13 protein-coding genes and 1 tRNA gene are annotated in these 12,261 nt (G+C 48.1%); 9 read left to right on the top strand and 5 right to left on the bottom strand.

The genetic code is table 11. The features are described from left to right. The first annotated feature begins 2 nt into the window (after positions 1-2). The 6 genes from ASG24_RS08795 (at position 3) to ASG24_RS08770 (ending at position 4,732) form a co-directional block, all read left to right on the top strand. A complete protein-coding gene (locus tag ASG24_RS08795; RefSeq protein WP_055870318.1) occupies positions 3-749 on the top strand; it encodes a hypothetical protein in 747 nt (248 codons plus the stop codon). Positions 750-819: 70 nt separating this feature from the next. Continuing rightward, complete coding sequence (locus ASG24_RS08790) at positions 820-1,386, top strand: TetR/AcrR family transcriptional regulator (protein WP_055827604.1); 567 nt, start codon at positions 820-822, stop codon at positions 1,384-1,386. Between the two features lie 115 nt (positions 1,387-1,501). Further along, entirely contained in the window at positions 1,502-2,473 is a 972-nt protein-coding gene (locus tag ASG24_RS08785) for a carbohydrate kinase family protein (protein WP_055870314.1), read from the top strand. Positions 2,474-2,518: 45 nt separating this feature from the next. Next, the gene (locus ASG24_RS08780; RefSeq protein ID WP_055827609.1) at positions 2,519-2,977 is read left to right on the top strand and encodes a glycine zipper 2TM domain-containing protein; all 459 of its coding nucleotides are present in this window, start codon (positions 2,519-2,521) and stop codon (positions 2,975-2,977) included. 158 nt (positions 2,978-3,135) lie between these two features. Next, the gene (locus tag ASG24_RS08775) at positions 3,136-3,921 is read left to right on the top strand and encodes a GNAT family N-acetyltransferase (protein ID WP_055870312.1); all 786 of its coding nucleotides are present in this window, start codon (positions 3,136-3,138) and stop codon (positions 3,919-3,921) included. A 106-nt stretch (positions 3,922-4,027) separates the two neighbouring features. Then, the gene (locus ASG24_RS08770; protein ID WP_235562366.1) at positions 4,028-4,732 is read left to right on the top strand and encodes a 1-acyl-sn-glycerol-3-phosphate acyltransferase; all 705 of its coding nucleotides are present in this window, start codon (positions 4,028-4,030) and stop codon (positions 4,730-4,732) included. Positions 4,733-4,749: 17 nt separating this feature from the next. Here the strand turns inward: ASG24_RS08770 and ASG24_RS08765 are convergent, their stop codons facing one another. The 5 genes from ASG24_RS08765 to ASG24_RS08745 form a co-directional block, all read right to left on the bottom strand. After that, the gene (locus tag ASG24_RS08765) at positions 4,750-5,511 is read right to left on the bottom strand and encodes a TSUP family transporter (protein ID WP_235562365.1); all 762 of its coding nucleotides are present in this window, start codon (positions 5,509-5,511) and stop codon (positions 4,750-4,752) included. A gap of 30 nt (positions 5,512-5,541) precedes the next feature. Next, positions 5,542-6,378: a symmetrical bis(5'-nucleosyl)-tetraphosphatase gene (locus ASG24_RS08760; protein ID WP_082488044.1), complete on the bottom strand. Its 837-nt coding sequence runs from the start codon at positions 6,376-6,378 to the stop codon at positions 5,542-5,544. 118 nt (positions 6,379-6,496) lie between these two features. Then, positions 6,497-7,000 carry a cytochrome c5 family protein gene (locus ASG24_RS08755; RefSeq protein ID WP_055827616.1) on the bottom strand — a complete coding sequence of 168 codons (504 nt, stop codon included), beginning with the start codon at positions 6,998-7,000 and terminating at the stop codon, positions 6,497-6,499. A gap of 176 nt (positions 7,001-7,176) precedes the next feature. Further along, a complete protein-coding gene (locus ASG24_RS08750) occupies positions 7,177-8,661 on the bottom strand; it encodes a choice-of-anchor I family protein (RefSeq protein WP_055870309.1) in 1,485 nt (494 codons plus the stop codon). A 158-nt stretch (positions 8,662-8,819) separates the two neighbouring features. Further along, positions 8,820-9,959, bottom strand: a complete 1,140-nt coding sequence (locus ASG24_RS08745) for a sugar phosphate nucleotidyltransferase (protein WP_055870307.1) — start codon at positions 9,957-9,959, stop codon at positions 8,820-8,822. Between the two features lie 155 nt (positions 9,960-10,114). Between ASG24_RS08745 and ASG24_RS08740 the strand changes: the two genes are divergently transcribed. The 3 genes from ASG24_RS08740 to ASG24_RS08730 all read left to right on the top strand — a co-directional run bounded on the left by ASG24_RS08740 (position 10,115) and on the right by ASG24_RS08730 (position 12,257). Further along, a tRNA-Arg gene (locus ASG24_RS08740) sits at positions 10,115-10,191 on the top strand. Positions 10,192-10,396: 205 nt separating this feature from the next. Further along, complete coding sequence (locus ASG24_RS08735; protein WP_055870304.1) at positions 10,397-10,972, top strand: MOSC domain-containing protein; 576 nt, start codon at positions 10,397-10,399, stop codon at positions 10,970-10,972. Positions 10,973-11,861: 889 nt separating this feature from the next. Then, positions 11,862-12,257: a YccF domain-containing protein gene (locus ASG24_RS08730; protein WP_055870301.1), complete on the top strand. Its 396-nt coding sequence runs from the start codon at positions 11,862-11,864 to the stop codon at positions 12,255-12,257. Positions 12,258-12,261 lie beyond the last annotated feature (4 nt).

Genomic DNA, 12,261 nt, shown 5'->3' with positions numbered 1-12,261 from the left:
CCATGCTGGACTCACTACTGCAATCAGAGTGGTTGATTCGCATGCTGGATAAATCCGGCCAGCAGCCAGTGCAAAAATTGCTGGCATTGTTTTCTGTGCTTGATGATTTACTTTCCAGCCCGTTGACTGCGAAAAATCAACCCGCCCCATCCGCTTCAACAGCTGACCGCTTACAGAAATTCCTCACGACACAATCTCAAAAAGCCGGCGCACGCCTGCCGGAGATGTTGGCAAACCAGTTATATTTTATGGCGATCAGCGCCTGTCAGGAAAAACTTCTACATCCGGATTCCACTGCCTTGCAGCATGCCCGGCAAGCAGCACAGGCATTGATTAAAGAGCAAACCACCCGTGAAATTAACTGGCTGGCAGTTCGTAATTACGGCATCGTCGCCACAGCATTATGTACCGGCATCCTTGCAGGCCACTTCTGGCCATCAACGAAGAGTATCGAAATCAGTATTGCACATGCTGCTGAGCAACCTGAGCCAGCGCCTAACCCATTTTCGCTTGAAGCCAGTCCGTCAGAAACTGCTGCCATTTATGGCCGCCTGGAAACCATGAAACATGGCGAATGCCGCCTGCTTGAAGCACTGCAACTGCCGGAAAAACTAAAAAGCGTGTATATCGAAAATGTCATTAACGGCCATGTCACCACCAACCGTGATGAGCAGGTGCTGGTCAACCAGTTGCTGGACCAGGTGCAATGCAATTACACCCCAAAACTGATGGCTAACTCTAAAAGCTAACGCCAGCCATATTTTCATTGCTAAATGACTGTGACTATACTGTTTAGTATAGGGTGCTATAATCAGGCATATGAGCGTACTCAAACAAAAAATCCTGCAAGTATCAACGGACTTATTCCAGACCCGTGGCATCAACTCTACCGGAGTAGATACTATTGTAGCGGTCGCGGGCACCACCAAGATGACGCTCTATAAATACTTCGAAACCAAAGAAGAACTCATCCTGGCAGTGTTGCAGCAAAGCCACCAGGATTTTCAAACCTGGATGAACGATAAACTGGGTGGTTTGAGCGACAAGCCTGACGAGAAAATTCAGCAACTGTTTGATTTTATTGAAGAGTGGGTAACTTCGCCTTCCTTTGTTGGTGTGGCTTTTATTAAAGCTTCTGCTGAATTCCCCAGTGAAGAAAACCGTATTCACCAGCTTTCATCACAGCAATCACGCGAGTTCCGTCTGTTCATCAGCAAGCTTGCACAAGAAGCAAATATTAAAGATGCCGAAGGTTTAGCCCTGCAGCTTTCCATCCTGTTTGAAGGTGCGGTACAAGCAGAGCAAATCAAGCGCGGTTCCGGCGCCATCAAGTCCGCTAAAAAAGCAGCCAAAACCTTGATTGATATAGCCATCAAGCAATCCTGAAATAATCAGCCTCATCGGGCACTCAGTCTTGTCAAAGTTTAAGTAAGACTTGCCAGCTTAAAGGCTGGCGGCAATAATAGCCGCTATTATCACAACCCCTTTTTGACCACACTAAATGAAGATTTTAATTTGCGGCTCTTTGGCCTATGACACCATCATGGTGTTCCCCGACCAGTTTAAAAACCATATCCTGGCGGACAAAATTCACAAGCTCAGCGTGGCTTTCCTGGTACCGGAAATGCGCCGCGAGTTTGGCGGCACAGCGGGCAATATTGCCTATAATCTGCAGTTACTGGAAGGCCAGCCGCAGATTATGGCGACCGTAGGTGATGACTTTGCGCCTTACCAAAGCTGGCTTGATCAACATAAAATTGATCGCACACATATCAAAACCATCAATGGCGCTTTTACCGCGCAGGCATTTATCACTACCGATATCGATGATAACCAGATCACGGCATTCCACCCTGGTGCCATGCAAAACGCCCACGCCAACAGCGCCAAGGATGTAAAAGATGCGGTACTGGCGATTATCGCGCCGGACGGGCGTGATGCTATGTTCCAGCATGCCAAAGAGTGCCATGAAGCTGGTATTCCTATGATGTTTGATCCCGGTCAGGGCCTGCCAATGTTTAATGGCGAAGAATTACTCTATTTTATTGAGCTGGCAGACTACCTGGCAGTGAACGATTATGAGTCTCAGGTCATCCAAGATAAAACAGGGCTTACACTTGAGCAACTTGCAGGCAAAGTGAAAGCACTGATTGTAACGCTGGGTGGTGAAGGATCACATATTTATGCTGATGGTCAACGTCATGAAATACCGTGCGTTAAAGCTGAAGCAGTGATAGATCCGACTGGCTGTGGTGATGCTTACCGCGCTGGTTTGTTGTACGGGATTGCACGTGGCTGGGACTGGAAAACGTGTGGTCGCCTGGCAGCAACGCTGGGCGCGATTAAAATTGCACATCGTGGTGGTCAGAATCACAAAGCCAGTCGCGAAGAGATTGAAAGTATTTATAGCCATGCGCTGGTACAGGATGCAATTAAGGAAGACCCGTCATTAAGCCGTCCCGCATCAAGCTAGGCCAATATTGAGCTAACAAAGAGAAAATAGTACAGGAGAAAACACATGAAAGTGCGTGCATTAAAGTGGGTTGCTGTAGCGGTAATGGTAGGATTTTTAGGCGCATGTGCCAGTTCTAATTCCGGTAGTGTGTATTCGCGAGACGAAGCACGTAAAACACAGACAGTGAAAACCGGTGTGGTAGAAAGCGTACGTAGCGTAAAACTGGAAGGTACCAAATCTCCGGTAGGTACCGTCGCCGGTGGTGCTGTGGGTGGTATCGCGGGCAGCAGTATTGGTGGTGGCAGAGGCAGCATTATTGCAGCGGTAATTGGTGCAGTCGCTGGTGGTTTGGCTGGTTCAGCGATTGAAGAAGGTGTTACCCGTAAAAATGCCTACGAAATCACTGTTAAGCTGGATGGCGGTAACCTGGTTTCTATCGTGCAGGAAGCGGATGAACAATTCGCGCCGGGTGACCGTGTACGTATCGTTGAAAATGGCTCAACCTCACGTGTAAGCCATTAAGTCCTTAATCACAAGTAATTTAGCAAATAAAAGAGCGACCTGGTCGCTCTTTTTTATTGCCGTACAAAGCTATTTTCGTCACACAACTGTCACGACTTCGTCACCAATCGTTCACATGCCAATCCTATCATCTCGCTAAATCACCAAGGAGAAGCGGGATGTTTGAACAAGATTTGCAACCTGGCATACATCAGTCTGATATTCAAAGCAGCATCCATAGCGCGCGCAAACCGGCGACCTCACTGAGCGTTGCACTAGCCACCAGTGCAGAAGAAATCACCGAAGCTCAGCGTCTGCGCTTCCAGGTATTTTCCGAAGAAATGGGCGCGCATATCAAAAGCCAGAACGGATTGGATGTAGACGGCTTCGATGCCTTTTGTGACCATTTACTGGTACGTGACGATGCCACACAACAAGTGGTAGGCACTTACCGCATCCTCAACCCGATGCAGGCCATGCTGGCTGGCGGCTATTATTCAGCCGGTGAATTTGATTTAAGCAGACTGTCGCCATTGAGTGACCGTACCGTCGAAGTGGGGCGCGCATGCGTACACGCAGATTACCGCACCGGTGGCACGATTACCATGTTATGGGCGGGACTGGCCAAATACATGATGGCGCGCCAATATGAATACATGATCGGTTGCGCCAGCATTTCCATGCATGATGGTGGTCATATGGCCGCTTCATTGTTCAGCAATTTGCGTGAAGAGTATCTTTCACCGGCTGAATACCGCGTGTTTCCGCACAACCCATTACCGATTGAAGCACTGGATCAATCATTGCCGGTCACCTGCCCGCCGTTGATCAGGGGTTATCTGCGCCTGGGCGCCTACATTTGTGGCGAACCAGCCTGGGATCCAGCTTTTAATACTGCAGATATGCTGGTATTGTTACCTCTCTCCCGCATCAATCCCAGATATGCAGCGCATTTCCTGAAATAATTTGCCTAAGAATCATATAACCAACTTACAGCGACGCGAAGCGCCTTTTCTAATCCGCGGGTGGCGCATCGCCCTTATCAGCTTGCATGTACTGATAGGCTTAACCTTGGCGACACTGGTGTTGCCAGTAGCCAATCGCAGCGTGCGCATGGCAATCATTCAATGGTGGTGCCGCCGTTTATTACGTTGCTTTAACATCACCCTGACCACCAGTGGCACAGTGCCAGGTAAAGACACACATGGCGTACTATTTGTCGCCAACCATATTTCCTGGGTAGACATTCATTCCATCAACAGCTTGTTGCCGGTGCGTTTTGTTGCCAAACTGGAGGTGAGAAACTGGCCGGTATTTGGTTATCTGGTGAGAAAATCCGGCACTATTTTTATTAACCGTACACGTCAAAGGGATGCTGCGCGCGTTGTGCAGTTAGCCAGCAATGCCTTAAAGCTGAGGGATAATTTATGTGTTTTCCCGGAAGGGACCACCACAGAAGGTGACCAGGTTTTACCTTTCAAAAGCAGCCTGATACAAGCGGCTATTGATGCCAACACTATCGTGATTCCGGTGGCCATTTGTTATGCACAACCTGATGGCAGCATTAACCACGCGGCGGCCTATGCCGGTGAAACCACCATGATTGAATCGATGCTGGCGTTTATTCATATGCGTGCGCCAACCGTGCATCTACATTTTTGCCAACCGATTATCGCCAGGGAGTTGAGCCGTCAGGCACTGGCGGAACTGGCCCATGCCGAAATCACAAGTGTGCTTTACAAGTCACCTGCGCAATACCAGCAAGCTGTAGCCTAGCTTACAAATATAATTAGCTAGGCCACATAAGCTTGCCAGCCAGCCTTTAACACTAATAGCGTCACTATCACAATAAACACCCTTCGCACCAGCAATGCACCATGCTTGAGGGCGAGCGAGGTACCCAGCACACTCCCGGCAATATTGGCTGCTGCCATCGCCAGACCTGCTTGCCACCAGACGTGACCGGTGGCCGCTAACAATATCAGTGCGGCCAAGTTAGTTGAAGCATTCAATACTTTTGAGGAGGCAGAGGCATGTAGGAAATCCACACCCAGCCAGCGGATCAGCAAAAAGATAAAGAAACTCCCAGTACCAGGGCCAAAGAATCCGTCATACCAGCCTATTATCCCGCCTATGCCCATGGCTAATAACAGGCGATTGCGGTCTGTACGCATGGGGCTATGCAACATCCCGAACTGACGGTGCTTTAAGGTATACAACAACACAAAAAGTAAGATCAGCGGTAGTAGCTTACGCAAGAATTCCGGATCGGTTTTAGTTAATGTCCACGCACCTAACCATGAACCGGCAAATGCCACCAGCGCAGCAGGTATTAGCCACGCCCAGTCCAGTTTTACGCGCCTGGCATAACGTGTAGCGGCCACTGCAGTGCCAAACACACTTGAACATTTATTGGTGCCTAGCAATAAAGAAGGTGGCAATGAGGGATAAGTTGATAACAGCGCAGGCACGGTCACCAACCCTCCCCCGCCAACCATGGCATCCATCACACCGGCCAAGAACGATGCCGCAACCACCAGCCATAAGTCCATCATACTGACGGTACGTTCACACTGAAAAATCCGTTAATCACTGCCACCTGCCGCTGGCCGGTCTCGTGCATCCAGCCCCACTTGCCGGATACTTTTGTCATCCATATTGTATGCCGTCAGCTGGCGCCCCCATAAACATCCTGTATCGAGTGCTACGACGCCATCGCCTTGATGCAACCCGAGCGCTGACCAATGCCCGAACAGAATCGTTTGCATGCCGGCCGAGCGCCGTTCAGGAATCTGGAACCAAGGATAATAATCGGCAGGCATATCAGCCACTTCGCCTTTAAAGGTGAACTCCATCTCGCCTTCTGCATCGCACAAACGCATACGGGTAAACGCATTTACAATCGCCCTCAACCTGTCCATGCCCACCAGCGCATCGTTCCATTTCGCTGGCGTATTGCCATACATTGCAAACAGGAATGTCCCGTAATCAGCACTACATAAAACGGCTTCCACTTCTTCGGCCAATCGTTTGGCTTTGCTTAAAGTCCATTGCGGATACAGACCGGCATGCACCATCGCATAGTCGTCTTCCAGCACCATCAATGGTTGCTGGCGTAACCAATGTAATAATTCGCCACCATCGTCGGCAGCAAAAATGTCGGCCAGGGTATCAAACCGGTGTGGCGGACGCACGCCATGCGCTACTGCAATCGCATGCAGTTCGTGATTACCCAATACCAGTTTGATCTGGTCTTTATGCTTGTAAGCCCAACGTAAAACCTCCAGCGAGCCATTGCCACGATTGATAATATCCCCTACCAGCCACAACTGGTCCTGCGCGGGCTGAAAGTTGATTTCGGCCAATAAATCCATCAGTGAGTAATAACAGCCCTGAATATCACCAATTGCAAATCTTGCCATGCCTGTCACCTACGCCTGTATATACTTAAAAAGTTCGCCTCTAACCTGCACTATAAACAAAGAGGTGCTTGAAAACAAAAAAGCCGCTTGTGAAAGCGGCTTTTGAAACTCGTAGTATTTATTTCTTTAAACTTGCAGCATCAAATTTTGCTCCGGCCTGATTCGCCATGTAAGCCACGGCATCGGCTACCTCATGATCAGTCAGGTCAGCGCCGCCTCCACGTGGTGGCATGCTACGGATACCTTCAATCGCATGTTTAACCAGTGTTTCGTAACCTTGTGAAATACGTGGGCCCCAATCACCGGCATTACCGATTTTTGGTGCACCTAACGCCCCTGCAGCATGACAGGCAGAGCAAGTGACTTTAACAATCTCTTCACCGCTTTTTTCTACATGCTCACCAGCGTCTGCAGCCACTTCCACAGTAGCAACCGGCTGAATGTTTGCGGCTATTTTTTGTTCTGCCGCTTCTGTAACTTCCTTAGCGGGAGCAGGTTTTTCACTGCCAATCACGCCAAAAAGATAAGCCAATAATGACACTAACAGAGTGAATCCAATAATTGTGCCTGGTATCACAATGATTAACTCTTTGATGCTTGAACCTTCCTTGTACCCCGACATATCTGCGCCCCATTGATTTTTAAATGACCTGCGCGATTATAACGCAGAACCCAGTGTCATGAAATGTAACATGGCTTGAGGCCGCCCGCACACCTTTAAAGGCCTTGAAAACAAAACAGCCAGGCAATCAGTGCCCGGCTGCATGAGTCTTACTGCAAATGTTATTGTGATTTAGCTTATTTCTGACGGCGACGCATCGCGCTCACTGCTAACAGGCCCAGGCCCAGCATTGCGGCTGACGTTGGCTCTGGCACTGCGCTGATGCTGTAAAGCGAAGTGGTGTTAGAACCCTCGTTCGCAAATGCCAGGTAAGATTTACCGCCAAATGTAAACGCGGTCAATCCTTCCGGTGCCAGATCACCCGTAGACACTATCATGTCGATAAAGCTGACTTTGGTTGGGTCAGTAATATCAAACAAAGCAATCGCACCAGTGGTGGTTCTTTCCAGGCCAACCGCAGCAATGGTGCGGCCATCTAATGTAAACAGCTCAACACCTTCTGGCTCTACGCCTTTGTCGCGGCTGCGGCCATCATCGTAAATGCCACGGGCTGCGGCTTCTTTATCAAGGATATCGCCACTGTCATACACCAGGGCACCATTGGCATCACGGATGCTGAATGAACGAGCACCTGCCGCATACAAATCGCCGGGTGAAGAATCAGTATTGGATACACGGATATTCGCCAGCTCGCCGGTCGCACCTAATGAACTGGCTGCTGAACGGTCACCGTCATCTTCACGGAAATCACCTTCATTCGCCATCACCAGGTAGGTTTTGCCACCAGCAGAGTAGGTATCAATGCCATCTGGCATGTAAAGGCCTTTGACGTTGGCATTCACAAAGCTGACAGTACCATTGTTCGAAGGGTCCAGCGTATTGCCCGGCTGGCTGAAATCTTTAGCGCCCAGGCCAACCACATTGGTAAAGGTGTTGGTGTGCAGGTCCAGAATACCAATCGCATTGGCTTCCTGTAATGTTACATAAGCCTTGCTGCCATCTTGGCTCACCGCAATATATTCCGGCTCAAAATTCATGCCGGTATTGGTGCGGATATGCGAACCTGAAGTGGGCACGCCATTCAATGTCGCAGTCGCAGCCACAGTCCGTGAAGCCACATCAATCACGGTGACACTGCCAACAGGATCATTCGCTGCGGCGCCATAGTTACGTGGCACATCTGTACCGATACGTTTGCCATAAGTATCTGGTGTACCTTCGTTAGCCACCAGAATTTTTGAACCGTCATGCGTAAATGTCAGCATGTCTGGCAACGCGCCAACAGTAAAGCTGTTGGTGCCAGCGGCCAGGCTTCTGCTTGAAGTGTCATACAGTTGAACGATACCGGCGTTGGTCCGGGTATTATTTTCAATCGCAAATGCGGCCAGGCCATTTTTGATACTGACGCTGTTGATACTGCCGAAAGCGCTGGTATCAATACGCTGCACCAGGCTACCTGTGCTGGCGTTCAATACATCCACACCTTTCACACCTGCTACCCAGATGGTGTTGGTAATAGCATCATAGGCTGGAATTTCCGCCAGATAGCCGCTACCACTATGGGCAAAAGACCATTCCTTGCTGATTTGATAAGTTGTCGCGGCCTGCGCAGCACTCATGGTGCTTAACGCTAATGCCAGCATTACAGTGATTTTTTTCATTTTGGTGTCCTCTCTCAAAGACCTTAGAGGATACGTAGCGAATATGACAAATCCTTTAAACTCACATGTCAAACAGAAGTCAACGGACTATATAAAACCGCTAACAACAATTTTTCATCAGCCTAAAAACAATAGATTTGTGAGCACACACTCTCACATCACAGCCGGGCATAAGCATAATTCTGCGGATACACCACTTTTTCGCGGGCATCGGTCCAGATAATGTCACAATTCTCATCGTCAAAATGCACCATGCGTCCATTGCGGTCCACACAATACTCACCGCAGACGATACGCTCTTCCACTTTGTAATCCTGGGCGATACGCGTGTAATCAAACAGGATAGAACGGATCACCGTACTGTCGCGCTGGATATGGCATCCGTTGCTGATCCAGGTCGGGCCGATAATGCGTGCGTTCTTGTCCACCCTCGAACCGGAACCGATATATACCGGCCCTTCAATATGCGTATGTTCCCAATCGATATGCACATTCAACCCGACCCACACACCCGGTTTGATTTGCTTGCCGGGAATCGGCATCGAAGGAAAAAAGCCCTGCATCATCTGTTGCATCACCAGCCAGTAATCCGCCACTACGCCAATATCTATCCAGTTAAAGGGATGCTGGATTGCATAAAAAGGCAGCCCGCGCTGGACCAGCAACGGGAACAAATCCGAACCAATATCAAACTCACTGCCGGAAGGAATCAGGTCCAGCACTTCCGGCTCAAAAATATAGATACCGGTGCTCGCCCAGTTAGAACGCGCCTCCAACTGGCTGGGTTTTTCCTGGAAAGAAATAATGCGCCCTTCTTGATTGGTCACTACCACGCCATAACCGGAAACCTTATCCATAGGCACCTGCATGGTCACCAGGCTCGCCATCGCACCCTTCTCTTTATGCTCCCTTACTGCCCGCGTGATATCCAGGTCAATCACCGCATCGCCGCACAACACAATCGTCGTTTCATCAAAAAAACAACTGAAATCCTGGATTTTGCGCATACCTCCCGCAGACCCAACCGCATGAGGCACCACCTGCCCATCAATAATATCGCCCTCAAACGAGTAGCCGATATTCACGCCGAACCTATGGCCGTCCTCAAAATAATCCTGGATTTTTTTGTGCAGGTAACTGACGTTGATCATAATATCCGCCACCCCATGCAGAGCGAGATGCTCAATCAGGTAAGCCATCACTGGCTTGCCCAAAACCGGAATCATAGGCTTGGGCAATTCATAAGTAAGTGGGCGAACACGCGTACCCTTTCCCGCTGCCAAAATCATCGCTTTCATAATGCACTGTCCTTAAATAACTTTAACGTTTCAACGGACAAGCATAGTCAGGCACTATGACAAGATTATTTCAGGCTACTTATGCCAGCACAGCCTTAGAAAAAGGCGGCTAGCGCGCCGAGACAAGGAGACTTATTTGCTATAATGGCAGGATTGCGCCCGTAGCTCAGCTGGATAGAGTATTGGTTTCCGAAGCCAAGGGTCGTGAGTTCGAATCTCGCCGGGCGCACCAGTTTTCAATAGTGGTACAAAACCTCCTCACTCTGCACCTCTACAAAGCTACAAAAGATTCGTGAATCTTTCCAAACTCTGCTACTTAGATGGTAATAGGTTTGGTAGAAATTAACCTTACCGGCTCTTACCGATAGCTTTAAGCCAAATCTAAAAACATCGATGTATTAAAATACTTCTGATTTATTTGAACATCATCATCTGTCATGCAAACCTTCAACCTGCGTCAGTTGACTCAACATTTTAGCCATCACGGACGACTGGATGCCATTTACCTGCGTCCTGGCCGTGGTCAGCCTTGTTTGCAACAAGATCAAGTACAAGCAATTGCTAACCTTGGATTACAGGGAGATCGCATAAGTTTGCGCCAGTCATCGGCTCTGAATGGTAGTAAGCGACAAGTGACATTACTGCAGGCAGAGCATTTACCCGTCATAGCAGCGCTCACTGGTCATTCACAGATTGATCCGGCTTTGCTCAGGCGCAATCTGGTTGTTTCCGGCATCAATCTGTTGGCGACAAAATCGCTATTCAAAGATCAGCCGTTGCATTTATTGATAGGTGATGTGGTACTGGAGGTAAGTGGCCCTTGTGAGCCATGCTCAAAAATGGAACAAGTGCTTGGAAAAGGTGGTTACAACGCCATGCGCGGCCATGGCGGGATAACGGCACGGATTATACGAGGTGGTCTGTTACGTATTGGAGATTCGGTAAAGATAGTTGTAGGGACTGACATTGAGAAACCTCAGCAATCCTCCCTACCCCTGTTTGGCAATGACTAGCAGCAAACGTTTTAAAACTGTGTAATCCAATTTGAATCTTCTCACTGTGGGTTGAATGTATATCCAAAACTTATTATCCAGTTAACAACAAGTAATGTTCCCCAGAGTATTGCATCACTAATCCTTTCTCGATGATATCAGGTTACTTCTAAATTCAACTTATAGCCGGTAAGCCTCATCCTACAATTAAATGAGATAAATGCTGATGTATTGAATATTACATGCAGCGTTAAATACCACTGCGATAATCAATTTATCGTACCAAAAAAAGAAGTTCACTTGTTTATCCATCGCTAATAGCAGTTTTGGATAATTCGCGACGACAGTGAAAAACTCAAAGGTGGTTCATCTACACAAGAATTAACTTCCTTAGAGTTGCTTGATAAAAACTTATGGAGAAGTAATATGAATTTAGAGATCGTAGCTATTCACAACCACGGAAATCTAAGGGATGAATTTGTTGAGCTTAAAGCCAAAGCAGCATGCCAACTCCAAAATTATATGGTTGCAGATGCGGACTATGACACTTCATTCTCAAACAAGCTATGCCAGGTGTATTAGTTCTATCCTAAAGAGGTCAAGGAAGGCGATATTATTCACTTGCATACTGAAAAAGGGGATGACATTTCTACACCGAATGTGTTTGGGAGCACGACACATATCATCCACTGGGGTTTGGAGGAAGTGGTTTGGAACATTGGCGATGTTGGCGTTTTATTTGAATTGAACAATTGGTGCCCCAAGAAAACTGGATAACTAAACTCTGAAACATCTATTTATTGATGCATTTAGAAAAATATTGATAGAAAAGACTCGAATGCTGTTAGTTGAGTCTTTTTTACGTTATGTTTAGTCAATCATCTCTTCCGCATGCAAAAGGGGAACAAAAATGCGTAGTATCGGTAATTTTCTCTGGTTTATTTTTGGTGGTTTTTTCATGGGCCTGGCCTGGTGGTTTTTTGGCATGTTGGCCTTCTTAACAATCATCGGTATTCCTTGGGGTAAGGCCTGCTTCGTTATTGGCCAATTTACTTTCTTGCCATTTGGTCGAGAAGCGGTGAGTCGGAGAGAGTTAAATCACAAGGATGACATTGGCACAGGTACACTTGGATTTGTAGGAAACGTCATTTGGTTTATCTTTGCTGGTGCATGGCTGGCGATTGGTCATGTTGCTTCTGCGCTTGCCTGCTTCATTACAATTATCGGTATCCCTTTTGGTATTCAGCACCTGAAGCTTGCAGTGCTTGCACTGGCCCCGATTGGTAAAACCATAGTGGCTAAGTAGTTTG

Origin of the sequence: Methylophilus sp. Leaf414, from assembly GCF_001425425.1 — a bacterium.
Classification (GTDB): Bacteria; Pseudomonadota; Gammaproteobacteria; order Burkholderiales; family Methylophilaceae; genus Methylophilus.
This window is presented reverse-complemented; position numbering and strand designations above follow the sequence as displayed.